22 protein-coding genes and 1 riboswitch are annotated in these 26,204 nt (G+C 42.7%); of the genes, 6 read left to right on the forward strand and 16 right to left on the reverse strand.

The genetic code is table 11. The annotated features are described in order from the left end of the window. Window positions 1-273: 273 nt before the first annotated feature. Window positions 274-2,217: an acetate--CoA ligase gene (gene acs / locus FTV50_RS12545; protein ID WP_180024609.1), complete on the reverse strand. Its 1,944-nt coding sequence runs from the start codon at window positions 2,215-2,217 to the stop codon at window positions 274-276. Between the two features lie 284 nt (window positions 2,218-2,501). Here acs and FTV50_RS12550 point away from each other — a divergent pair, with 284 nt between their 5' ends. Further along, on the forward strand, window positions 2,502-3,080 hold the full coding sequence (locus FTV50_RS12550; protein ID WP_078193199.1) for a DUF805 domain-containing protein: 579 nt from the start codon (window positions 2,502-2,504) through the stop codon (window positions 3,078-3,080). 123 nt (window positions 3,081-3,203) lie between these two features. Beyond that, entirely contained in the window at window positions 3,204-4,175 is a 972-nt protein-coding gene (locus tag FTV50_RS12555; protein ID WP_078193200.1) for a mechanosensitive ion channel family protein, read from the forward strand. Here the strand turns inward: FTV50_RS12555 and FTV50_RS12560 are convergent. The 5 genes from FTV50_RS12560 to prfB form a co-directional block, all read right to left on the reverse strand. Beyond that, a complete protein-coding gene (locus tag FTV50_RS12560) occupies window positions 4,161-4,871 on the reverse strand; it encodes a 16S rRNA (uracil(1498)-N(3))-methyltransferase (RefSeq protein WP_180024610.1) in 711 nt (236 codons plus the stop codon). The genes FTV50_RS12555 and FTV50_RS12560 overlap by 15 nt on opposite strands. A gap of 227 nt (window positions 4,872-5,098) precedes the next feature. Next, window positions 5,099-6,379 carry a 3-deoxy-D-manno-octulosonic acid transferase gene (locus tag FTV50_RS12565; protein ID WP_180024611.1) on the reverse strand — a complete coding sequence of 427 codons (1,281 nt, stop codon included), beginning with the start codon at window positions 6,377-6,379 and terminating at the stop codon, window positions 5,099-5,101. An 87-nt stretch (window positions 6,380-6,466) separates the two neighbouring features. Further along, on the reverse strand, window positions 6,467-7,555 hold the full coding sequence (locus tag FTV50_RS12570) for an alkene reductase (protein ID WP_180024612.1): 1,089 nt from the start codon (window positions 7,553-7,555) through the stop codon (window positions 6,467-6,469). A 37-nt stretch (window positions 7,556-7,592) separates the two neighbouring features. Beyond that, entirely contained in the window at window positions 7,593-7,892 is a 300-nt protein-coding gene (locus tag FTV50_RS12575; RefSeq protein WP_078190555.1) for a helix-turn-helix transcriptional regulator, read from the reverse strand. Between the two features lie 154 nt (window positions 7,893-8,046). Continuing rightward, window positions 8,047-9,142, reverse strand: a protein-coding gene (gene prfB, locus FTV50_RS12580) for a peptide chain release factor 2 (RefSeq protein ID WP_111884474.1) whose coding sequence is annotated in 2 segments (ribosomal slippage) — window positions 8,047-9,069 and window positions 9,071-9,142 — 1,095 coding nt in all. Because the reading frame shifts where the segments join, the coding sequence is not laid out codon by codon here. 181 nt (window positions 9,143-9,323) lie between these two features. On the opposite strand from prfB, the gene FTV50_RS12585 reads away from it, so the two are divergent. Further along, on the forward strand, window positions 9,324-10,178 hold the full coding sequence (locus FTV50_RS12585; protein ID WP_180024613.1) for a putative porin: 855 nt from the start codon (window positions 9,324-9,326) through the stop codon (window positions 10,176-10,178). A 326-nt stretch (window positions 10,179-10,504) separates the two neighbouring features. Further along, window positions 10,505-11,290 carry a putative porin gene (locus tag FTV50_RS12590; RefSeq protein ID WP_180024614.1) on the forward strand — a complete coding sequence of 262 codons (786 nt, stop codon included), beginning with the start codon at window positions 10,505-10,507 and terminating at the stop codon, window positions 11,288-11,290. A 74-nt stretch (window positions 11,291-11,364) separates the two neighbouring features. On the opposite strand, the gene recJ is transcribed toward FTV50_RS12590, so the two are convergent. The 7 genes from recJ to FTV50_RS12625 form a co-directional block, all read right to left on the reverse strand. After that, window positions 11,365-13,065 (reverse strand): single-stranded-DNA-specific exonuclease RecJ, encoded by a 1,701-nt coding sequence (gene recJ, locus FTV50_RS12595; RefSeq protein ID WP_180024615.1) that lies wholly within the window; start codon window positions 13,063-13,065, stop codon window positions 11,365-11,367. Further along, window positions 13,066-13,722: a pyridoxamine 5'-phosphate oxidase gene (gene pdxH, locus FTV50_RS12600; protein ID WP_180024616.1), complete on the reverse strand. Its 657-nt coding sequence runs from the start codon at window positions 13,720-13,722 to the stop codon at window positions 13,066-13,068. An 18-nt stretch (window positions 13,723-13,740) separates the two neighbouring features. Further along, a complete protein-coding gene (gene glmM / locus FTV50_RS12605; protein WP_111884469.1) occupies window positions 13,741-15,072 on the reverse strand; it encodes a phosphoglucosamine mutase in 1,332 nt (443 codons plus the stop codon). 118 nt (window positions 15,073-15,190) lie between these two features. Then, entirely contained in the window at window positions 15,191-16,657 is a 1,467-nt protein-coding gene (gene guaB / locus FTV50_RS12610; protein WP_078190562.1) for an IMP dehydrogenase, read from the reverse strand. A 219-nt stretch (window positions 16,658-16,876) separates the two neighbouring features. Then, complete coding sequence (locus FTV50_RS12615; RefSeq protein ID WP_180024617.1) at window positions 16,877-17,227, reverse strand: YkgJ family cysteine cluster protein; 351 nt, start codon at window positions 17,225-17,227, stop codon at window positions 16,877-16,879. Between the two features lie 99 nt (window positions 17,228-17,326). Beyond that, entirely contained in the window at window positions 17,327-18,124 is a 798-nt protein-coding gene (locus FTV50_RS12620; protein ID WP_078190564.1) for an MBL fold metallo-hydrolase, read from the reverse strand. A 195-nt stretch (window positions 18,125-18,319) separates the two neighbouring features. Beyond that, a complete protein-coding gene (locus FTV50_RS12625; RefSeq protein WP_078190565.1) occupies window positions 18,320-18,898 on the reverse strand; it encodes a TMEM165/GDT1 family protein in 579 nt (192 codons plus the stop codon). Between the two features lie 74 nt (window positions 18,899-18,972). Beyond that, window positions 18,973-19,115, reverse strand: a riboswitch (yybP-ykoY riboswitch). A 58-nt stretch (window positions 19,116-19,173) separates the two neighbouring features. On the opposite strand from FTV50_RS12625, the gene FTV50_RS12630 reads away from it, so the two are divergent. Continuing rightward, a complete protein-coding gene (locus tag FTV50_RS12630; protein ID WP_180024618.1) occupies window positions 19,174-19,881 on the forward strand; it encodes a methyltransferase type 11 in 708 nt (235 codons plus the stop codon). Window positions 19,882-19,929: 48 nt separating this feature from the next. On the opposite strand, the gene FTV50_RS12635 is transcribed toward FTV50_RS12630, so the two are convergent. The 3 genes from FTV50_RS12635 to FTV50_RS12645 form a co-directional block, all read right to left on the reverse strand. Beyond that, window positions 19,930-21,921, reverse strand: a complete 1,992-nt coding sequence (locus FTV50_RS12635; RefSeq protein WP_180024619.1) for a 2-oxo acid dehydrogenase subunit E2 — start codon at window positions 21,919-21,921, stop codon at window positions 19,930-19,932. Between the two features lie 2 nt (window positions 21,922-21,923). Then, entirely contained in the window at window positions 21,924-24,626 is a 2,703-nt protein-coding gene (gene aceE / locus FTV50_RS12640) for a pyruvate dehydrogenase (acetyl-transferring), homodimeric type (RefSeq protein ID WP_180024620.1), read from the reverse strand. 281 nt (window positions 24,627-24,907) lie between these two features. Beyond that, on the reverse strand, window positions 24,908-25,600 hold the full coding sequence (locus FTV50_RS12645; RefSeq protein ID WP_111884465.1) for a M23 family metallopeptidase: 693 nt from the start codon (window positions 25,598-25,600) through the stop codon (window positions 24,908-24,910). A gap of 106 nt (window positions 25,601-25,706) precedes the next feature. On the opposite strand from FTV50_RS12645, the gene FTV50_RS12650 reads away from it, so the two are divergent. Further along, window positions 25,707-26,147 (forward strand): DciA family protein, encoded by a 441-nt coding sequence (locus FTV50_RS12650; RefSeq protein WP_111884464.1) that lies wholly within the window; start codon window positions 25,707-25,709, stop codon window positions 26,145-26,147. Window positions 26,148-26,204 lie beyond the last annotated feature (57 nt).

The following is a 26,204-nucleotide window of genomic DNA, read 5'->3' on the forward strand; positions in this document are numbered from 1 at the left end:
TTAACAAAGTAGAGGCATTCAGCTTATCTCAATGCCTGCAGTCTATATCTGTAAAATCTATATCTCATGAAATCTAAGTCACCAAGATTCAGGCGACTTATAATTTGATCATTTTATACGTCGTATTTAGGATGGATAAAATGCATCATGAACGTCCCTTCATCCTAATCAACTTTATATAGGAGAAAGGACGTTCATTATTGCTTTAATAATCCTTCATATAAGCCATAGTGAACTTTCATCAGAACGTGATCACTGACGCTCAAATTGTTCTTATGACTTCGGATAAACCGTAGCAATCAAATGTTCAACCACTTGAGGTTCTGCCAAGGTCGAAGTATCACCTAAAGAGTCCAATTCATTGGCCGCAATTTTTCTTAAAATACGGCGCATGATTTTACCAGAACGGGTTTTCGGTAAGGCCGGCGCCCAATGTAATGCATCTGGCGTTGCCACTGGTCCAAGGACTTTGCGTACCCAAGCCACCAGTTCCTGACGTAACTCATCCGACTCAGCTGTCCCTGCTTGTAAGGTCACAAAGGCGCAAATCCCTTGCCCTTTAATATCATGCGGCATACCCACCACTGCAGACTCTGCCACAGCATCATGTGCAACCAATGCACTTTCAATTTCAGCCGTTCCCAATCGATGCCCTGAAACGTTCAAGACGTCATCCACACGGCCCGTAATCCAATAGTAGCCAGACTCATCACGACGTGCGCCATCACCTGTAAAATACGTCCCCGGATAAGTGGAGAAATAGGCTTCAATAAAGCGCTCAGGATCACCCCAAATGGTTCGCATTTGTCCCGGCCAAGAATCCTTAATCACCAAATTGCCTTCTACGGCACCTTCAAGCTCATTGCCTTCAGCATCGACAATCGCAGGTTGAACACCAAAGAATGGGCGCGTCGCCGAACCCGGTTTTAAATCGGTTGCTCCCGGCAATGGCGTAATCATGAAACCACCCGTCTCTGTTTGCCACCATGTATCCACCACTGGACAGCGACTTTCACCTACCACGGTGTAGTACCAATTCCATGCCTCTGGGTTAATCGGTTCACCCACCGAACCTAGTAAACGCAGACTACTGCGATCACTTTCTCGGACAAAGGCATCCCCTTCTCGCATCATGGCGCGAATTGCAGTCGGTGCCGTATATAAAATAGTGACATTGTGCTTATCGACAATATGTCCCGTACGTGCCCAACTTGGATATTGCGGCACCCCTTCAAACATCACGGTCGTGGTTCCATTCGACAATGGCCCATACAACACATAAGAATGTCCCGTAATCCAACCAACATCGGCAGTACACCAAAACACATCATCTTGTTTTAAGTCAAAAACTTCACGGAAAGTACAATTCACATAGGTTAAATAGCCGCCTGTGGTATGCAATACACCTTTCGGTTTTCCTGTTGAACCTGATGTATACAAAATAAATAGCGGGTCTTCGGCATTCATGGGTTCAGGTGGACAAATATCATTAACTGACATGATTTCCATGTGATACCACAAATCACGATCCGCTTTCATTTCGATCGGGTTACCTGTACGGTGCACCACAATGACATTTTGAACCGAAGATGTGCCTTCGATGTCGAGTGCAAGATCGACATTTTCTTTGAGTGGAATCGGCTTACCACCACGCATCCCACAATCCGCAGTAATCACGACTTTCGCCTGACTGTCATCGATACGACTTGCCAATGAGTCTGGTGAGAAACCGCCAAAAACCACGCAATGTACTGCACCAATTCGGGTACAGGCCAACATCGCAATTGCCGCTTCGGGCACCATTGGCATATACAACACCACACGGTCGCCTTTGCCCACGCCATGTTTTTTTAACACATTGGCAAAACGGCAAGTTTCATCATGCAGTTCTTCAAAAGAAATAATTTTATGCCGTGAAGGATGATCACCTTCCCAAATAATGGCCGGTTTATGTGGATGTTCTTTTAAATGTCGATCGAGACAGTTAGCACTGACATTCAATTCACCGTCAGCAAACCACTCGATCTTAAAATCATCTTGCTTAAAATTTGTATTTTTAACTTGGGTAAACGGTTTGATCCAATCGATCTTTTGCGCTTGCTCCGCCCAAAACTCATCTGGTTGTTCAATCGATTTTTGATAACGCTCAAAGTACTCCGACTCGTTGATGCGTGCGGTTTTTTTGAAACTTTCAGGTACTGGATAGATCTCTTTCATATTGTATTTTCCTTGATCTGATTCATCTCATCACGAGATGCCATGCCACATTTCTACTTTTATAATTCCTGCATCACAGCAGTATGACGATTAATTTTTAATCGCAGCAATCATGCTTTGGTCGTATTATTCTTTCCCATTTAAAGCACATCTATAAGCAAAATTTCAACAAAAACATGTTTTAATTCAGTATCTGACCAGTTCAATTAAACCTATACTGCAAAGGTAATTTTACTCAGCACTCCGCTTTTTCATTCTTTCATATACGTTGAGTTGATCCGATCATGAACACCAATGACTCTTCTTTCTTTTCCCGTCAGACGACCACTACATCGGATAATCCCCTGAAACCTGATGGACGTTTTGGTCGACTGAGCATGATTGGTTGGTATGGCTTTCTCAATATCATCAGCTTTTTTGCCATAATCGCTTTAAGCCTTGCCGTGGGTATTTTTAACATCAATACCATGGCGTTAAATGAGCAATTTGTTGGCATATTCACCGGGGTATCTGGCCTCGCCTATTTGGCAATTATTATTCTCTATATCTATTTCTATTGTGTCTTTGTCGTCCGTCGACTGCATGACCTCAATAAAGCCGGTTGGTTGCTACTGCTTTTATTTATCCCCGTGATCAATCTATTCTTTATCCTGTATTTATTATTGGCCTCAGGCACACCGACCGTAAATCAATACGGCGCGCCACGCCCTGCTGCCGTTTGGGAAAAAATTCTGGCATGGTTGATGATTTTAATCAGTGTCTTGTCGCTCTTGGCTACAGGTAGCATCACCTCGTATATGATGGGTAGCGGTGAAATTGAATCGCCGACAGAAATCATTCAACAAGGTACTGAATATTTCTAAGCCACTGACCGAATCTGAGCCTGTCTGAATTTTGATACATCTGTTCGCAAGCCTGTAAATGAGGGTTATTTTCGCCACTAATTTCAGGCAAAATAGCGAAAAACCGGAACATTTGGAAAACTCGTGGCTGAAAAAGAAAATGCCTTGAGTGATGTCACTCAAGGCACGACTCAACTTTTGCAAGAGGCAACAGAAAAAACGGCACAAACCGTGCTGGAACATACCTCTAAATATAATGACGCATACTCAACGATCGATAAATTTGTCGATGGATTTTGGGAACGCCTGCCATATATTTGTATCGCATTAATTGTTTTTACGATCTTCTATCTACTGTCTAAACTCTTTAGATTCTTTGTTCGTAAAGCGCTCACTGACCGTTCTTACTCAAAACAAAATCTAGTTTTGGTCCTGAACCGTGTGGGTAGCTCAGCCATTATGTTCTTCGGTTTCCTAATTGCAATGGTCATTGCGATCCCAGGTTTCACACCGGGTCAGCTCATGAGTGCATTAGGGATTGGTTCGGTCGCAATCGGTTTCGCGTTTAAAGATATTTTCCAGAACTTACTGTCAGGTATTTTGATTCTCCTCGGTGAACCGTTCAAAATCGGTGATGACATTATTGTGTCAGGCATGGAAGGTACGGTTGAAGATATTCAGATCCGTGCAACCTTCCTACGTTCTCCAGATGGTCGTCGTATCGTGATTCCAAACGCGACGGTTTACACCAGTGCGGTAACGGTGAATACCGCTTATCAACGTCGTCGTTGTGAATTTGTTGTTGGTATTGGTTATGAAGATGACATTCAGAAAGCTAAAAATATTGTTTTGGCTATTTTGGACAAAGACCCAACCATCTTGAGCCAACCTGCGTTTACCGTAAACGTAAATGCTTTGGCTGATTTCTCAGTCAATCTGAATGTCCGTTGGTGGGTAGATACCACAGAAACCACCACTGCGAACTCAATTAGTGAAGTGCAAGAACACGTTATCCAAGCATTTAATCAAAATGGTATTTCAATTCCGTACCCTGTACAGGAAGTGAAAGTTTACCGTGGTGATCAAGCTGAGACAGAAGCGTCAACAGCTAAATAATCGCCCTAAAACGTACGGAATCACAGTTTCTGTCCGGATAATTCGGTTGCCTAAGCTGACTGCTTGGCAACCGTTTTTTATGAGCAAATCGACCTCATAAGGGATAAATCCACCTTCAGGCCCAATAATGATCGTACATCCATGTTGAATCCCTGCAGGCATCACATCTTCGACATAAGGGTGCGCCACATAAGCCGGATAGGCCGAGGAGATCATGCTCGGCAAAACATCCTCCACAAAGGGTTTAAAGCGTTTATACAATTCAATTTTGGGCGCAATGGTGTCACCTGCCTGCTCCAAACCCAACGTCACATAGTGATCGAGCTGCTGTAAAAATGGTGTCTGCCAATAGCTTTTATCCACGCGATAACTGTGCAGCAGAATGATTTTTTCTACACCTAAAGTGACTGCATCCATGATCAGACGGCGCAACACTTTCGGACGAGGCATTGCCACAATTAAAGTCACCGGATGCTTTGCAGGTACTTCTTCTTCTTGTAAGGGTTTAAGTTGAATGCGCTCATCACTGATACTGACGATTTGGGTTAAATAGCGTTTTCCTTCCCGAATCCCGACTTTGAGTGTATCGCCCACCTGTATATTCACATGGTTTTTTAAATGCTCAATTTGACGTTTGGCGCTAATACTCCAAAGTTCAGATTCAGTTTGACGAGGATCAAGCAAGACGATGTTCATAAATAACCATATCAATTCACGCAAAGCATATGTCATTGAGGACAGGCGACATGGATGTCGCCTGTGCGCTGAGGTACAGGAAGTACCTTCAGCGTACAGAGGATTTTTGCTACTTTTAATCCTTTAAAAGTAGATTATGCCTACGAATAGGATGTTCAACGATCACCATAAAATAAGGCCGTGATAAAACTTGCTTAATAAAAATTAATGTATCGCAAAATTAAAACTTAAAGGTACTGATCAATCACCTGAATATGCTTTTGCAGCGACCCAGTATTCTTTTGCATAATCAGCTGAGCTGCATCATTTAAAGCCTGAGCTTTCGCAGTATTTTGAATGATGTCAACCAATGCACTGGCCGCCTGCTCGAAATCCCGCACAACCACAACCGCATGGGCCGCTACAAATTCATCCACAATGGTTTGAAAATTAAAATAATGCTGACCTAATACTGTCGGGACATGTAACGTAATGGGCTCCAAAATATTATGCCCACCACCAGGTTCATTTAAAGACCCGCCGACAAAGCACGCCTGACTCAGTGCCAGCCAAAGCCATAATTCACCCATACTATCTGCTAAATACACTTGTGTATCAGGCAAAATGGTCTGATTAAGGCTGCGGCGCTGGGTATTTAAATTTAGTTTTTGCGCTTCTACAAAAACGTCATCAAAGCGTTCAGGATGACGTGGTACGACGATACATAACACCTCAGGCTGTTGTTGCAAAATCGGCTGCAGTGCCGCGAGCAGTTTTTGTTCTTCGGGTGCATGCGTACTGGCAATGGTGATGATTTTACGCCCTTGCAAAGCCCAATCTTTTCGTAACTGCGCTGCTTGTTGCACAAAGCTATCGGGCGCATGAATATCAAATTTGATACTTCCCACGACCTGACTGGTATGCGGGTTTGCACCCAACTCAATAAATCGCGCTAAAGTTGCCTGATCTTGCGCCAATAATTGTTTCAAACTCTTTAGCATCGGCTGCGTCAAACTCGGGACTTTGCCATAACCCTTCGCAGATTTTTCAGATAATCTGGCATTAATCAATAAACACGGAACGTTGGCCTGATCGGCTTCAATCATCAAATTTGGCCAGAGTTCAGTTTCGACCAGAGCCAACATTTTCGGTTGATATTTTTCGATAAAACGACGGACTAATTTTTTTTGATCTGCCGGCAAATACACGGCCTGAAACAGTGATTCATACGGTGCTTTTAAAAATAATTGTTTCGCACGCGCTTGTCCGGTTTTGGTGGTATTGGTGACTAAGACCGGATGACCTGCTTTGAGATAATGTTCAATCAGCGGCTGTGCAGCGTTGGTTTCTCCTACGGAAACCACATGAAACCAAATTGCATTGCGGTTTTTAACCGGCTGAAATGGCCCAAAGCGCTCAAGACACTCTTGCTGATATAGTTGGAGATCTTCAGCACGTTTTTTGAGGCGCCATTGATATAGCGGCTTAATCAGTGCCAAAGCTGCGTTATACCAAAAAGGAGTAGTCAAATTATTACGCTCAAAAACGGTTTGAATCGGCAGAATATATCAGAGCATTATCCACATGTTAATGGATAATGCGTATTCAAGTGTCGATTAATAGGTTGAACGACCTGAACCAAATTTATTTTTCATGCTTGGATAATCAATATAGCCTTCGGCAACATCTGTTCCAATCATATTTTCCAACTGCAATTCATTCAGTGCAGCATTCGCCATTAAACGTTCAAACAAATCTGGATTGGCAATATAGGCTTTACCAAAAGACACTGCATCGGCTTTACCTGAGGCCAATAAATCTACAGCATCTTCACGGCTTAAACGCATATTGGCAATATATGGCACACCATTTGAGCGCTGTTTCAGATAATCACTGATACTGTCATCCGCTAGATATTCACGGGTAAAGAAAAATGCAATCTTCCTCTGCCCCAACTGCTCTAAAGCATAGCCAAAGGTTTCACGTGGATCATGATCGCCCATGTCGTGTTCATCACCACGCGGCGCAAGATGCACACCTACACGACCTGCCCCCCACACTTCAATCAGCGCATCCACCACTTCAAGCAATAAACGTGCGCGGTTTTCGACAGAACCACCATACTCATCTTCACGTAAATTGGTTTTGCTTTGTAGGAATTGATCGATCAAATAACCATTGGCCGCATGCAATTCCACACCATCAAAGCCGGCTTCTTTGGCTTTGATCGAAGACTGTTTGTATTGTTCTACAATGCTTTTGATTTCTGCAATCTCTAATGGACGTGGCACGACATATTCGCGTTTTGGGCGAAGCAGACTGACATAACCCGCCTGTTGTACCGCACTGGCAGAAACTGGTGTATCACCATTCAAAAGATCGGGATGTGAGACACGTCCGACATGCCACAATTGTGCCACAATTAAACCTTGCTGTTCATGTACGGCTTGGGTCACCAATTTCCAGCCCTGAACTTGAGCATCGGTAAATAAACCCGGCGTCTGCAAATAGCCATTAGCTGCTTCTGAAATGACTGTTGCTTCTGAAATGATTAATCCAGCACTTGCGCGCTGTGCATAATATTCAGCCATCATCGGCGTTGGAACACGGTCAATGGTTGCACGACTACGGGTTAGTGGCGCCATTACAACGCGATTTTTGAGGTGTAAATCACCCAAAATGAGAGGAGTATTAAGTTCAGCCATATATGTCTCGCCTGACACTTCAAATGCGAAAAATGATTTAAAGTGAGTTCTGCAGATAATCAATATATTGCTGAATGAGTTCTTCATTGCGTGAAAAATACGACCATTGACCATATTTCTCGGCTTGAATTAAGCCCGCCTGTTGTAACACAGACAAATGATTAGACATCGTAGACTGCGAAACATTACCGAGTTTTTCGATATTGCCAGCGCATACACCACGATTAAAGCCGCCACATTGTTCTTCTGACAAAAATTGTTCAGGTGTTTTTAACCATTCCAAGATTTGACGTCGAGTCGGATTGGCAAGTGCTTTAAAAATTAAATCAATATCCATAATTTAAACGGGTTTAATTAAATAAAAATTTGGACAACAAAGTTCTATTCAGCATCTTGAATACACTATATCGTATTTTTTCGATTTTTATATCGATTTTTTTAGATATATTGATCAAGAACAGATAGAACTTTGTTTTCTATATAAATTTAAATTACAAACCTTGTTTGAGGCTGGCTTCAATAAACTTATCTAAATCACCATCAAGTACTGCGCCGGTGTTTGAACTTTCCACACTGGTACGTAAGTCTTTAATACGCGAGTCATCTAAAACGTATGAGCGAATTTGACTGCCCCAACCGATATCTGACTTGGTGTCTTCCAACGCTTGTGCCGCATCATTACGTTTTTGCATTTCAAGTTCGTACAATTTTGCACGTAACTGTTTCCATGCATGGTCACGGTTGGCGTGCTGTGAACGTTGGTTCTGACATGCCACCACAATCCCTGTTGGAGCGTGAGTTAAACGTACCGCAGAGTCTGTTTTGTTAATGTGCTGACCACCCGCACCAGATGCACGATAGGTATCAGTACGAACATCAGCAGGATTGATTTCAATTTCAATATTGTCATCAATTTCAGGCGATACAAAAACCGCTGAGAAAGAAGTATGGCGACGATTACCTGAGTCAAAAGGTGACTTACGGACTAAACGATGTACGCCAGATTCTGTACGTAACCAACCATATGCATACTCACCTTCTACACGGATCGTTGCAGACTTGATCCCTGCCACATCACCATCAGACTCTTCCATGACTTCTGCTTTAAAGCCATGACGTTCAATCCAACGTAGATACATACGCAGTAACATGGATGCCCAATCCTGTGCTTCAGTACCACCAGAACCTGCTTGGATTTCGACATAGCATGGGTTCGGGTCCATCGGATTACTGAACATACGACGGAATTCTAATTTCGCAAGTTCTGCTTCCGCTGAAGTTAACTCTGCTTGCACATCCGCAAGTAAGCTTTCTTCTTCTGCTTCAACCGCAAGATCCAACATCGCTTGGGCATCTTCTAGTTGAGTTGAAAGCCCTTCGAGCACGTTAATGACGTTTTCGAGTTCACCTTTTTCTTTTGCCATTGCTTGTGCACGGCTTTGATCATTCCAAATTGCTGGGTCTTCCAGCTCACGTAGAACCTCTTCTAAACGCTCTTTTTTCAGATCGTAGTCAAAGATACCCCCGTAATGTTTGACCACGGTCGTTTAAGTCTTTTAGCTGTAATAGATACGGATTAATTTCCACGTGAATTACTCTCAATCAAAAAATTTGGCTTAAATAGCCGCCTATTATATCACAGAGAATTTGCACAGATTCAGCCAGATTGATCATCCAAATCATTGACTTCAATGCACATAATATGAACAATACGCTCGCGTTACTATTTATTACATTTTATTTACAACAATAATGTTTCGAGGGTTTTATGAAAAAGACATTACTTGCACTAGGGTTAGCTGTTATCACTTCATCAACTTTTGCTTATGATGCGCAAATTGATGGTGGCTATACATATACTGATTGGGATGATGACTATACAGATTCAGATCATTCTGTTGATGTAAAAGGTACATTGTACTTTGAGTCAGTAAAAACTGGTAATGGTCCGTTAAATGAAGCCGCATTCCTTGGACATAACAGCAACGTCTATGCGCAATATGCTTTTAATCGTAAAGAAAGCGTTGATTATATTGCATTTGATGAGTCTATTTCAGAATTTGGTTCAGGCAAAGATGAACAAGATACACATTCGATTTCGGCTGGTATCGAATACTACTATCAACAATTTTATGTAAATGGTGAAATTGGTACTTCTCGAGTTAAATACCAAGAAAATTATAAATTCCCTAGTTGGTCAGGTTCTTATAAAGACGACTATGATATAACAACTTACCGTGCATTGGTTGGTTTCTTACCTGTTTCTAATTTACTTTTAGCTGCTGGTGTTGACGGCGCTAAAATTGAAGATGGTGATGACGATAACCGTTTTGCTGTAAAAGCAAAATATGTTGCGCCTTTGAACAATGGTCAATACATCAACCTTGAAGCAGATGGTGCTTTTGGCGACGTTGATTCTGCAACAATTGGTGCAGACTATTACTTCGACCAAGCTTTTAGCGTGGGTGCAGCTTATAACATCGTTGATGATGGTAATGAAGACACGGATTACTTCGCTATTCGTTCAAAATACTTCCTTAACCCGAACCTAGCAATCGGTGGTCAAGTTGGTTTTGGTGATGACGTTCAAGCGTTCAACATCAATGCAACTTTCCGTTTCTAATTTCGTTTGAATTAGAATTTACATTAAAAAAAGCACCTCAAATTTGAGGTGCTTTTTTCTTTTGGATGTAATATTTACTTTAAAAAAAGTCCAGTTATTGACCAAATAATCTACAAATTCATATTATCTACACAGTTTTAATAAAACAAAACATTAATAATAATTGTATATTTTTCAACATCTTAAATTATTAAAATTACATAAAATTACCAAATACACAGTTCTGCAACTTTGCAGCGATTGACCATCTTTAAAATTTCTCTAGACTAAAACTTGTAACAAAAAATGTATTAAATTTAGCCAAACAATTTAGAGGGGTAGTTTCCATGAAAAAACTCGCAATTGCTTCAGCACTTCTTTCTGCACTTGCTATTACAGGTACAGCTCATGCTTATCAAGCAGAAGTGGGCGCTTCAGCTGGTTACATCGACCCAGATAATGGAAGCTCTGGCAGTGAATTTGGTGTAAACGGTACTTATTACTTCAACCCTGTTCAAACTCGTAACGCTCCTCTTGCAGAAGCTGCATTCTTAAACCGTGCAAGTAACGTAAATGCACATGCAACTTTCGCTGACCGTGGCGATGTTGACGACAATACTTATGGCGTTGGTATCGAATACTTCGTACCAAACTCAGATTTCTATGTATCTGGTGATGTAAGCCGTAATAATGTCGAAGTTGACACTCCATTTGGCACAGTAGACAACGATACAACCTACTACGGCGCTGAAGTCGGTTATCTTCCAGCACCAGGCTTCTTAGTTGCAGTTGGTGTGAAAGGTTGGGATAACGATGATGATGATGGTGTAGATCCAACTTTACGTGCTAAATACGTAACAACTTTAAGCAATGGTAAAGACATCAACCTTGAAGCGGGTGCAGCATTCGGTGATCTAGATGAATTCAATCTAGCAGCGGATTACTTCATTGACAAAACATTCAGTGTTGGTGCTGACTACTACAACAACGATGTCACTGATCGTAACGAAGTTGGGATCAATGCACGTAAATTCTTTAACCAACAAGTGAGCCTTGAAGGTCGTGTTGGTTTCGGTGAAGTTGGCAACAATGACTACAATTCATTTGGTGTAGCAGCGAAATACCGCTTCTAATCCATTGAAGTCAAAACCATAAAAAAACCGCTCTTCTGAGCGGTTTTTTTATTTGTCTGTAAAAATAGAATTTATTAAGCCAAGTGTAAAACTCTCAATTGAACACTGACATTTCCTCTAAATTCATTTTTATCGAGTTCATAGACCAAGCGAATTTGATCTTGCATAGGATTAAATTCATACTTTTCTGCCGCATTAAATGCAATTGCGTCCACTATTAAGCCATTATCTAAAGCAAGTTTTAATTTCAGATGCACATCTTTCAACCAACGATAATCTAAGACTTTAAATAGACCTTCATAGACCGGTGCAGGAAATTTTTGTCCCCATGGACTTAAATTTTGCAGAAGATCCACGGTTTCGACATTAATGGCCGAATCAGGCAATTCACCATCTGTCCAAATAGTCGCCTGAAATAAACTTTCATCTTGCTCAGCGATGAGTGCTTCAAAAGCGGTTTTAAATTCAGAAAAATGCTGCTTTTGAATGGTTAGTCCTGCTGCGGCAGCATGTCCACCAAAATGACTCACTAAATGCGGATGTAATTCAGCAATACGCTCAATACTGTCTCGAATATGAATACCTTCGATAGAACGCGCAGAGCCTTTAATATGTACGCCATCCTCATCTGCGGCAAAGACGATTGCAGGTCTATGGAATTGTTCTTTCAAACGCCCTGCAACAATCCCAATCACCCCTTGATGCCAATGCTGTTCAAACATGATCAAGGCTGCAGGTAAGTTATCCTGATCAAGCTGAATATGTTCTAACTCAGCCAGAGCTTCCTGTTTAATCTGCCCTTCGACTTGGCGTCTTTCAATATTGAGTTGATTCAACTGCTGCGCAATCGGATAAGCCGTACTTAAATCTGCCGCAATCAGACACTCAATCCCAATATCCATAGTCTCCATACGCCCAGCTGCATTGAGTCGTGGGCCAACTACAAAGCCCAAGTCCTGTGCTTTTAACTGTGCAGGATCACGACCGGCGATATCCAATAATGCACTGATCCCTGGACGACATAATCCTTGCTGTATCCGCTTCAAACCAGCATCGATCAAAATCCGATTATTCAGATCTAGACTTGCAACATCGGCATAAGTGCCTAAAGCCACCAAGTCCAAATATTGGCTGAGGTTGGCTGTGGATTTAGCATTTTTTTTGCGCATACTGGCCAAATTTGCCAACACATAAAATGCAACACCTACGCCAGCCAAGGCTTTACTTGGAAATTCACATCCCAATTGATTGGGATTTACCACCGCTTCTGCTTGTGGTGTTTCCTTTGTGGTCAGGTGATGGTCGGTAATGATCACCTGCATACCATGCGCCTGTGCCTGTGCTACACCAGCATGGCTCGAAATACCATTATCGACCGTAATCAGCACATCTGGTGTAAAGCTCACGAAGGCCAAATCAGCAATGGCGGGTGTCAGGCCATAACCATATTTGAAACGATCTGGAACCAGATATTCAACATCCGCGCCCATATCACGTAGTGCCAAGACCATCAATGCAGTACTGGTCGCACCGTCGGCATCATAATCACCAACAATGACGATTTTCTTTTGAGTATCAATTGCTTGATCGATTATTTCAATCGCTTGCTCTAAACCCTTTAAGTTTGGCGCATGTAAGTGCTTAAGCTTCAATTCCAGCTCTTGTGCGGAAGAAACCCCGCGACGTGCCAATAAATCAGCAATAAACGGGGCAACGCCCTGAATATCTTCAGGGCGCGTCAAATGGGGTCTTTGTTGAATTAAAAGTTTAGACATTTATGGCATCAGTCGCTGTAAAACCCATTGACCATCCTGTAGTTTATAACTCAAGCGGTCATGTAAACGATTCGGACGGCCTTGCCAAAATTCATAATAATCCGGAACTAAACGATAGCCACCCCAAAACTCAGGTTTCGCCAATACGTCTTTGCTTTCCACTTGATCATGCAAATTTTGGAATCGCTGTTGTAATTCTTCACGACTGGCGATAACACCACTTTGTGGAGTGCTAATGTGTGCTGCGATTTGGCTGTCACGCGGTCGTTTATGGTAATAATCCGTCGATTCTTCGAGAGATATCTTTTCCACACGACCACTGACCCGAATTTGACGTTCCTGCTCTTGCCAATAAAACAATAACTCTGCATAAGGATTATTGAGCAGATCGTTACCTTTTTGACTGTCATAGTTGGTGTAGAAGTCATAACCTGCATGGGTCGCACCGCGCAACAAGACCGTCCGCACGTGCGGACGACCTTGGGCATTTGCCGTCGCCAAAGACATAGCATAGGGTTCATGCAATTGTGCTTCTAAGGCATGGTTAAACCATAATAAAAACTGCTCATGTGGATCACGGTTCACCTGATCTTCATGCAACTCACCTTTTTGATAAGTTAAACGCAGTTCACTTAAGTCCTTAATCACATCATTCATGCAATTTCCCCTCTTGATTTAAGCTGCATTGGCACGAACAGCATCAGCCAAATGATTTGCCAATGCGGTGACTTCTTCAAGGTCATTACCTTCAACCATGACACGAATGACCGGCTCTGTGCCTGATTTACGAATCAAGATGCGACCACGCCCTTTAAGCTGAGCTTCAGCTTTTTCAAACTCGCTCACCAGTGCAGGTACGGCGTAGGGATCAAACATCGCAGCCAAGCGAACATTCACCAAGACATTTGGTAATAACTCAAACCCTTCCACCAATTCATGCAAAGCTTTACCTTGCTCAACCATCACCGTTAACACCTGAAGTGAAGCAATGATCGCATCACCTGTGGTGCTCTTGTCCAAAGTCAAGATATGACCTGATGGTTCACCGCCCGTTACCCAGCCCTTTTCTTCTAGGCCTTGTAGAACATAGCGGTCACCAACTTTGGCACGAAGCAACGGCACTTTGGCTTGATCTAAAGCAATTTCAAGCGCCATATTGCTCATTACGGTACCCACGATACCCGCAGGTTTTTGACTCGCTTGAGTGGCTAAAATATAAAGAATATGGTCACCAGTAATTTGCTGACCGTTTTTATCGACCATAATCACGCGGTCGGCATCACCATCAAAAGCGATCCCTAAATCTGCCTGATGTTCAACCACTGCTTTTTGTAAAAACTCAGGATGTGTCGAACCACAGTCTTTATTGATGTTTAAACCATCCGGTTCGTTAAACAGCGCAATCACTTTTGCACCGAGTTCACGATACACCGAAGGGCCGACGCTATAGGCTGCACCATTGGCACAGTCCACCACAATTTTTAAGCCTGTCAGGTCAAAATGGTACGGGAAGGTTGATTTACAAAACTCGATATAACGACCATTGGCATCTTTTACACGCACACTTTTACCTAAGTTTGCAGGGTCTTCGATCACCAAGTCATTTTCAAGTTCTTTGTTAATGGCTTCTTGAATTTCATCCGGCAATTTTTTACCTTCGCTCGAGAAAAACTTAATACCATTGTCAAAATACGGATTATGCGACGCCGAGATCACGATGCCTAAGCTGGCATGTAATGCACGGGTTAAATGGGCAATTGCGGGTGTAGGTAATGGACCCAACAAGTGAACATAAACACCTGCTGCGTTTAAACCGGCTTGTAATGCTGACTCTAAAATATAGCCCGATAATCGGGTATCTTTACCTAGTACAACGATGGGCTTTGCTTTTTTACTGTATTGTTTTAATACTTTACCTGCGGCAAATCCTAGTTTTAATGCAAATTCAGGGGTAATAGGCAATTCACCGAATTTGCCACGAATGCCATCTGTACCAAAATAACTCATGTTGTACTCACTTCTTAATGGTGATCTTAATCATCACTTTTTACTGCAAATACTTTACACCAAAAACAAAAAGGCCGTCATATTAATGACGGCCTTTTCGGCTAAAAGCTACTAAATATCAACCAACACGGTAGTTTGGTGCTTCTTTAGTAATAGTCACGTCATGTACGTGAGATTCAGACATACCTGCCGCAGTAATTTTGACAAACTGTGCATTTTTACGTAAGTCATCGATCACCGCAGAACCGGTATAACCCATAGATGAACGTAAACCACCCATCATTTGATGAACGATGTTACCCATTGGGCCTTTGTACGGTACGCGACCTTCAATACCTTCTGGTACAAGTTTTTCAGCGCCTGCTTTTGAGTCTTGGAAATAACGGTCAGCAGAACCTGTTGCACCTGCCATCGCACCCAATGAACCCATACCACGATAGGCTTTGTAGTAACGACCTTGGAAGAATTCAACTTCGCCCGGTGCTTCTTCTGTACCCGCCATCAATGAACCTACCATGATGGTACTCGCGCCTGCACCAATCGCTTTTGCCATATCACCAGAGAAACGGATACCACCGTCTGCGATCAATGGAATTTGATCTTTTAGTGCATTGGCAACGCTGTCAATCGCAGAGATTTGCGGCATACCAATACCAGCCACAATACGTGTAGTACAGATTGAACCCGGGCCAATACCCACTTTCACTGCATCTGCGCCAGCATCTAATAATGCAAGAGCTGCATCACCAGTCGCGATGTTACCGCCAATCACTTGAACTTGTGGATAGTTGGCTTTTACCCAACGTACACGTTCAATTACACCTGCAGAGTGACCATGTGCTGTATCAACAACAATCGCATCAACACCCGCTTCCACCAATGCTTCTACACGGCTTGGTGTTTCTGCACCTGTACCAACTGCAGCACCAACGCGTAAACGACCTAAGTCATCTTTGCAACTGTTTGGATAGTTTTCAGCTTTACGGAAATCAGTAACCGTGATTAAACCTTTCAGTTCGTTGTTGTCATTTACAACAAGGACTTTTTCAATACGGTGCTTTTGAAGTAATGCTTGGATGTTTTCTTTTGATTCGTTTTCACGAACAGTCACCAAACGATCATGACCTGTCATGATGTTACTAACAGGTTGCTCAAGATTGGTTTCAAAACGAGTGTCACGACCAGTAACAATACCCACCACTTGACCGTCTTTCACCACTGGTACACCGCTGATGTTATTTGCTTGAGTTAAAGCAATCAGCTCACGTACAGTCGTTTCTGGTGTAACGGTAATTGGGTCTTTCACCATACCTGCTTCAAATTTTTTCACGCGGCGAACTTCTGCAGCTTGTGCAGCAATATCCATGTTTTTATGCAGGATACCGATACCACCGTTTTGCGCCATTGCAATCGCCATACGTGATTCAGTCACAGTATCCATTGCAGCAGAAACAAGTGGAATATTCAAATTGATGCCACGTGTGAAACGTGTCTTAAGAGAGACATCTTTTGGGAGAACAGTAGAATAGGCAGGGAGTAATAAGACATCATCAAAGGTTAGGGCTTCTTGAACGATGGTCAACATAACAGTCTCGCTGGTAATTTCCGTGAGCCATTATATACAAATTTCCGTTCAATTTTCATTTTAATTGCGGCAATTCTTTACGGAGTTTTCAATATTAACCATCGAATATGCTGTTTTCAGCAAGAATACACTGAGGGTTAGTCAGCAACTTGTTCAATACAGGCAGAATCCGAAGACTCTACCGCTTAATTTCAATAAATTTATTCTGGAACTAAAGCCTTAACTGACTTGATCGAAATCTTCGTCATTTTCAGCGTCATGCAATGGAATCATTTGATGCGCGATGCGTGCTTTATTACATTGCTCATCGGCGATTTGAACTTCTTTACAAGATGAACTACGTGCCTCATACATGTTACAACTCACCTGTTTGCCTACTTCTCCACCTAAAGCAATACAACGTGGATTTGCCTGATTTGTACCCACCATACATGAATACACCGATGTCACAGGTTCCGTATAATGTTCAGGCATATTTAGCCCTTCTGCCCAATAAAAAGAAACGCGATAGTGAGCACAACATGCTCCACAGGTTAAACATGCATCCTGAGTCGGTATTTGAGACAACATTTTTATCTATTCTCGTCATCTAAAAGCTTATTTTATGGACGAAAAATATTAAAAAATGTTATCTGCAAACTCAATTATTTTTTCTGAATTTTCAAGTCATTATACTGGGCAAGTAAAGACTGTTTCATCCATTAAATCGACACCACACTGCAAGGTTTCGATCCAATCTAAGAATTGATTGATCTGTTCTTTACCAATAAATGGCGTGCCGTGCTGCGGTACGATCATTTCCACATCCATCGTCCGTACCATGTTGACCCACAGACGGATCACTTTGTTTGAACACATATAGCGCTGATGGAAGCCTTTCATTTTAGGAATATGAGCGGCAAAATTTTCTAAAGGTTTAGAGGCATCATCCACCATAGATGCGCCCATATCCCCTGAGAATAAAATTTTGGCAATCGGGTCATAAAATTGGAAGTTACCAACCGAATGTAGGAAGTGTGCAGGAACAGCCACCAAATGGCTGTTGCCTAATGGAATCACCTGACCATGATCTGGCAGTTCGATCAGACGATCTAGCCAGTTGCCTTTCATACGGTCACTCATAAATGCAGAGTTTAAATGCGGTAAGAAACGCGCCCACAGTTTAGATGCCACTACTTTGGCGTCGGTATAAACCAACCAACGTGGCATCGAAGTAATAATGTCAGGGTCCTGATGCGAGGCCATCACATAGTCAAGATTGGTCAAACGGGTATATTTATTCAGTTCCATAGTCAGTGGGACATAGGTCAAGTCACCACCTGGATCAAGCACTGCTGCGCGCTCATTATCCAAAATCAGGAACTGGTTCGCCTGTACGCCCTCGCCTTTTACCAAACTGGTAAAGCTAATACATTTATGCTTTCCATCATCATAAAGTACCTGTGATGTTGTGCGTTCGAAAGCCATTCCCATTCCCCAAATTTTTTATCAAAAAATATATATTCTATAGGTGAATAACATATATTTATTTAGGGAAACTTACAATAAATATTCAGTCAATATTATCTGAAATATCAGTAAATTGGGTCTCATTTATTGGCAAATAATCCTGAGTTTTTAACTCAGGATTTCATGTGTTTTTTAATATGGTGAGATTGGTATTTAAAATAAATAGTGTTGTGCCAACGCAGCCAAACCAATCACCAAGAATACCAAGGCGCCAATTTTATGAATCAGTGAAATCGGTAGTTTTTCTGCTAGTTTGTTGCCAATAAATACCGCAGGCGCATTAACCAACATGATGCCTAGTGTCGTCCCCAATGTCACCCAGCCAATACTGTCAAATCGTGCTGCCAGTGCAACTGTAGCAATTTGGGTTTTATCTCCAATCTCAGCCAAGAAGAACAACACGAAAGTGGCACCAAAAACCCCATATTTTTGCCATTTATTGATACTTTCAGATTCATCATCCAATTGATCGGGGATCAACATCCACACCGCCATAGCAATAAAGCCCAGAGAAACGATCCACAATAAAACGGTTGGACTTAAAACAGTGGTAATCCATTGACCCAACACAGCAGAAACCCCGTGGTTCACCACAGTCGCGAGGAAAATTGCAATTAAGATCGGAACGGGTTTACGAAAACGTGCAGCAAGCAGTAAGGCAAGTAATTGTGTTTTATCGCCCATTTCTGACAGGGCAACAACAGCAAGGGAAATGAAGAAAGCGGTTAACATGGTGCATTTCTCTGGCTAGCAATAACATATACCGATGACTTATCCCTCCTGCTAGCCAATGTGCAGAGTGATAAATCAAAGGTCTTGCCAACAAAAGAAAGCTACGAAGAGCTCATTTGGTTCTTTGCTATGATGACCATGCTCGTTTTAGAGCAAATATGTTGACCATCACCTTTTTACTTTGCGTAAAAAGCGGCTACTCCCCAATGAAGTAATGCTATTCTAGCGAGGAATGCATGTTTTCGCAATTTTAATTTTCGATGACTCAATTTGATATGCAAAACAATAATCAAAAATTTCAAGAATTTATTCAACACTATATGCATGTGCAGGATGTATTAATCATTGCAGGCGGCCCGTCTCAGCTCAATTTCGACTTAACCACCATTCAGCCCTCAAAAAAACTGCTGATCATTTGCTGTAATCAAAGTTTTCTTCAACTTCCTCAGGCTCAAATTGCTCATCATTCAGACTATGCATGGTGGTTACAGTATCAGCCCATGCTCAAAGCCTGCTTTCAAGGTGACATCATTAGCGGATGTGGTTTAGGTCACAACCGTCCATATCCTGAACATGAAGTGATTAACTTTAAAACCGTGCGTATCGATACGCAAGCAGAGTTATTTCATTCACCGTACTTTGTGTATGGTAATAATTGCGGCCTTCAAGCCTATTCACTCGCACATCTCTTTCAACCGCATCGTATTTGGCTGATGGGCTATGACTTTCAACACCAACAAGGTCAAACACATGCTTATCAGCATCAACATGTGCAAGAACTGGGACATTATGAAAAGTTTTGGGGTTTATTTTTAAAAGACTTCCAACGCTTTGAACATTTACGACATAAGCTTTGGTCGACGGCGCAGCCACATCGTACGCTTCCACTCACCTATAACCTCAACGCAAACTCGGCATTAAAGCTCTACCCTTCACCCATTGAACTTCCTGATTGGCTTTGTCAGTCCACCACCACGCCATAAAAAAACCCTGCCAAAGCAGGGTTCATTTTGAAACTTAAACAGGTCAGATTAGATCAATAAAGTTCGGATATCTTTGAGCAGCTTCGTCAGTTTATTGGCAAAACGTGCAGCATCTGCTCCATTAATTACACGGTGATCGTATGACAATGACAGCGGCAGCATCAAACGTGGATCAAAGCTTTCACCATTCCATACTGGCTGCATGGTTGCAGGTGAAATACCCAAAATCGCCACCTGTGGCCAGTTGACCAACGGTGTAAATGCCGTGCCACCTATTGAACCCAGACTGGTAATGGTAAAGTTCGCACCTTGTAGATCTTTTGGCGACAGTTTTTTGTCACGTGCTTTTTGACTCAGTTCACCCAGCTCAATTGCAATCTGCTTAATCGATTTTTGATCTGGATTACGCAGTACAGGCACGGTCAAACCATCAGGCGTGGCAACGGCAATCCCCATATGGATTTCATTACGTAACAATACTGACTTGCCATCATCAGACAAATGACCTGCAAATTCACGCTCTTCTTTCAACAAATAAGCCACTGCTTTGATGATGAAAGCCATAATGGTTAAGCCAATACCTTCTTTCTTAAAGTTAGCTTTTAAATCATTACGCCAAGCTTCAAGATCAGTAATATCCGCTGCATCGAACTGCGTCACTTGCGGGATAAAGTTGTTTAAAGACAATTGCGGAATCGACACTTGTTGTAAACGCGTCAAAACTTTCTCTTCGACACCACCAAAAGCATCAAAGCTTGGCAACTTCGGCAAACCTGAAACCTGTGCCACAGCTTGAGCTGCAGGTGCAGCTTGCGGAGTGGTCAAACGGGTTTTCACATAAGCGAACAAATCTTCTTTCATTAAACGCTTATGCGGGCCCGATGCTTTGACTTCTGCCAAAACCACACCCAATTCACGTGCAAGCTTACGAACGGCAGGTCCTGCATACACTTTGGCATTGGCAGCATTTTGCTCTTTGGTGAGCTTATCTGCGCCTTGTGGTTGCGGTGCTGCTGCTTCAACTTTGCTTTCAGCTTTAGGTGCAACTGTCGCAGGCTGTGCTACAGCTGGTGCAGGTTTCGCTGCTGGCGCTGGTGCAGGTGCTGCAACAGCTTGACCTTCGGCTTCAATCGTCACTAAAGCGACGCCTTCAGAGACACTTTGCCCTAACTGAACATGAATCGCGGTGATTTTACCAGCGGTAGAGCTTGGCACTTCTACCGTTGCTTTGTCTGATTCCACCACGATGATGCTTTGGTCTTTTTCAACCACATCACCCACAGCGACTAAAATTTCAGCCACTGCTGCTTTATCAACACCTAAGTCAGGCACTGCAATTTCAACAGGTCCAGACGCCGCAGCCGTAGACGGCGCTGGTGCTGCTTCTGCAACAACAGGTGCAGCAACAGGCTGTGCAGTTTCTTGCACAGGAGCCGATTCAACCGCAGCAGATGAAGCCGCCGTTTTCACCGTTAAAATCACTACACCTTCTTTCACTACATCGCCAGCGCTGATCGTGATCGATTCGACACGGCCTGATACAGTACTTGGGACTTCGACTGTCGCTTTATCTGATTCCACCACGATAATACTTTGATCAACATCAATCTCATCACCAACAGAGACCAAAATCTCACTTACCGTAGCTTTTTCTACGCCAATATCAGGGACTTGCACATCGACACTTTGCGACTGAGGAGCATTGGCTGCAACAGGTGCTGCTGCAGCTTGTTCTGCTTCCACAACCGGAGTTGGTTCTGCTGCTTGGTCTTCAGTTGCATTTTGTACTGGCTCAACGGTAGCAGTACTTTGACCTTCTGCTTCCAACTCGATCAGCACAGCACCTTCAGCAACACTGTCACCTAGATTAACTGCAATGCTTTTCACCACGCCTGCCGAAGTGCTTGGCACTTCAACAGAGGCTTTGTCAGACTCTAACAACACAATGCTGTCATCAACGCTAATGGTGTCGCCGACTTTCACTAAAATCTCAGCGACCGTTGCTTTATCTACACCAATATCAGGAGTCGTAATTCGCATGATTAGTTCTCCTCTTTGTAGTCAGCCACAGCATGCAGTTCCGGCGTTTCCTGCGGAGCCCATGCCACTGGACGGTCAGTATCTAGTTCAAAGCTTGAGATAGCATCTTTGACTAAACGCGCATCAACTTCGCCTTCATCCGCGAGTTTTTTCAATGTTGCTACCACAATATGTGCGGCATCGACACCAAAGTAGCTACGTAAGTTGCCACGTGTATCTGAACGACCATAACCATCTGTGCCTAATGCAACGAACGGACGATTGTCTGGAAGATAAGCACGGATTTGTTCGCTATAAGCACGCATGTGATCGGTTGCCGATACCACAATACCGTCTTTTTCACGAAGTAATTGAGAGATCCAAGCTTCTTTCGTATCTTCAGCCAATGGATGTAGGCGGTTGTATTCTTCACACGCCATACCATCACGAGCTAATTCGTTAAAGCTAGTGACGCTCCACACATTTGAATGAATTTGATATTCATCACGAAGGATTTTCGCTGCTTTAATCACTTCACGCAGAATCACACCTGAACCCATCAATTGAACCGTTGCTTTCTCATCTTCTTCGAAGAGATACATACCACGTTTAATGCCTTCTTCAGCACCTTCAGGAATAGCTGGATGTTCGTAGTTTTCATTCATTACTGTTAAGTAGTAGAACACACGCTCTTGGTTCACGTACATGCGTTTTAAACCATCATGTACGATTACTGCCAACTCATAACCAAAACATGGGTCATAAGAAATACAGTTTGGAATCGTATTTGCCAAGATATGTGAATGACCATCTTGGTGCTGTAAACCTTCACCGTTCAGTGTTGTACGACCCGCAGTTGCGCCTAACAAGAAACCTTGCGCCTGCGCATCACCTGCAGCCCATGCAATATCGCCAATACGCTGGAAACCGAACATCGAGTAGTACATATACATCGGAATCATTGGCAAGTTATTGGTTGAATAACTGGTTCCTAACGCAGCCCAAGCACTCATCGCACCCGCTTCGTTAATCCCTTCTTGTAACATGTGACCATCTTTAGCTTCACGGTAATGCATCAACTGTTCTTGGTCTTCAGGGGTATATTTTTGACCATGCGCAGCATAGATCCCCAACTGACGGAACATACCTTCCAAACCGAAAGTACGCGCTTCATCTGGCACAATTGGTACGACACGATCTTTAATGGCTTTTTCTTTCAATAATGATGAAATCAAACGTACCATCAACATGGTCGTCGATTGCTCTTTACCGCCACTGCCTTTGAGTACCGCATCAAACACAGACAATTCAGGAATCGCCAGCTGCTCGCTTTCTTTACGACGTGCAGGTAAATAACCACCCAATGCCTCACGACGTGCTTTCATGTATTTAATTTCAGGTGAATTTTCACTTGGACGGTAGAATGGCACTTCTTCAAGCTGTTCATCGGTAAATGGCAAGTTGAAACGGTTACGCACGTATTTCAACGACTCAAGCTGCATTTTCTTGATTTGATGCGTCTTATTGACTGCTTCAATCTCTTCCGACAAACCATAACCTTTGACTGTTTTTGCCAAGATAACTGTTGGCTGACCCGTTTCCTTCATCGCTTCGGCATAAGCCGCATACACTTTGAATGGGTCATGACCACCACGGTTCAGGTTATCAATATCTTCATCGCTTAAGTTGCGCACCAACTCTTCAGCTTCAGGATACTTACCAAAGAAATGTGCACGCGTATACGCACCGCCTTTCACTTGATAACGCTGGAAGTCACCATCGACCGCTTCTTCCATCACCGCTTTTAAGGCACCTGAATCATCTTTTGCCAGTAGCGGATCCCAATGACGACCCCAAACCACCTTAATTACGCGCCAGCCTGCACCACGGAACAATGATTCAAGTTCTTGAATAATTTTACCATTACCACGAACTGGGCCATCAAGACGCTGTAAGTTACAGTTCACGACCCAAATCAGATTGTCGAGCTTTTCACGACCTGCAAGTGAAATGGCACCTGTACTTTCAGGTTCATCCATTTCACCATCACCGAGGTAAGCCCAAACTTTACGGTTTTCTTCTTTGATCAGGCCACGATTCATCAAGTACTTTTGGATGTGTGCTTGATAGATCGACATGATTGGACCTAGACCCATCGATACGGTTGGGAACTGCCAATAATCTGGCATCAAATATGGATGTGGGTATGACGGCAAACCTTTACCGCCGACTTCACGACGGAAATTATTTAAGTGTTCTTCAGTCAAACGACCTTCTAAGAACGAACGTGCATAGATACCCGGCGCACAGTGACCTTGATAATAGATCATGTCACCGCCAAAGCTGTCGCTATTGGCACGGAAGAAGTGGTTAAAGCCCACGTCATATAAAGTTGCAGATGATGCAAAACTTGCCAAGTGACCACCTAAGTCATCACCTGTTTTATTGGCACGCAGTACCATCGCTAAAGCATTCCAGCGGATCAGCGCACGAATACGGCGCTCCATATCCGAATCACCCGGCATAGGCGGTTGTTCTTCAACTGAAATGGTATTTAAGTAAGGAGTATTTAGTCGCTGAATGGGAACGTGCTTAGCAATCGCTTGTTGATAGAGTTTTTCAAGCAAAAATGCAGCGCGGTCAGTTCCCATGTGCTGTAAAACTGAATCAAATGCGTCCTGCCATTCTTGGGTTTCTTGCGCATCTGTATCGCCATAAAACGCCATACTTCACCTATCCTATGTGCTAAATATATGGCTCTATTAGTACCATATTTTGGCTAGGCTCAGTTATCGCCACAAATGAATACGAAATAGCTCTGTTATTTATTTACTAAATACTCATTGATTAACAATTACACAAATTTACATTTTTGGGTCAATTTTCGCCATTTTTCATACAGACAATATTTTTTAAAATGATAATTTTATAGTTATTAGCGATAAATAAAAAAGCCATTGTCTGTAGAGGTTCAGACAATGGCTTCGTATATAGATGTTATATGTGCTTATGGTAACATCGCTAAATACGTTGATGGATTTTTACGTTGACCATCTTTCACTACTTCGTAATGTAAATGTGGGCCAGTACAACGACCAGTACAACCAACGTTAGCAATATGCTCACCCGCAGCAACACGGTCGCCTACACGTGCAATTAAGCGTGATGCATGTGCATAACGTGTCAGGTAACCATTACCATGGTTAATTTCAACATATTGACCATAACCTGTGCCCCAACCTGACTTTGTTACAATGCCTGGACCCGTTGCATAAATAGGTGTGCCACTAGCCGCAGAAAGATCTAAACCTGAATGATTTTCTGCACGGCCACCCATGGTACGACCACCATAGTTTGAACTTACACGCTTCATGTCTGGAAGTGGGTGGGCAATTAACCATGAATATGGATTATTTGAACTTGCTGAATAGTTTTTAGAGGAATTGCTTGAACCGTATTTTTTTGCGATTGTCGCATTGTTAAGTTCAATTGATTTTTCACGAATTTTAACATTCAACTTTGTTTCTGCTGGAATATCAATATCATTGCTTTCAGAGTAAGCACCTTGAGACAAAGTGCGAGTTAACTGTTCAATACGATCTGATGAATCTGCTTGATTTAATTCAACTAAATCTGCAAAAGCGACTGAAGCGGCCGAAGCAGCCAATGAAAACGCCAATAAAATACGTCGTAAATGCATAAAAAACCTCTATAAACTGTTCTCTTTTGTTCCTTGTGTGATTTCGTCCTTGATATCAGCCAAAAGGAGCGCATAAGATTAAGACATAAACATGTAGGAAATATGTATGTCAGAACCTGTCAACGTCTTTCAACCAACAAGAAAACACATAAAAACAGGAAACTTTTCGTTTCTCTCAACGCAAGTTGCTGCATGGCAGAAGCTTACGAAAATTGTCCAACCGCTATTGCCCCAACCGGATCAATGGCAAGTCGTTTGTTATATAAACGGTGTACTTATATTAACTGGTGAAAATCAGGCACTGATAAGTCAGTTGGCCTATTTACAAAAGCAATATATTGCACAGTTATCACAAATATACGAATTCAAGGATTTACACAAGATTCAAGTTCGTCTGAGAACTCCGTCTCCAACGCCCCATTCCCCTGAAAAAATTTCAAGAACCCTCAGTACAGAAACTCAGGATTTACTCCGTAATGCTGCTGACTTTGTGAGCGACCCTAAGCTTAGCCAAGCAATGCTGCGTTTGGCAAGCAATAAAAAGTAACCACCGAGTTGTAACAGATAAATTTGAATATTCAGAATGTGACAGACTTAACACTTA

Source organism: Acinetobacter sp. YH1901134 (assembly GCF_013416965.1).
GTDB lineage: Bacteria > Pseudomonadota > Gammaproteobacteria > Pseudomonadales > Moraxellaceae > Acinetobacter > Acinetobacter amyesii.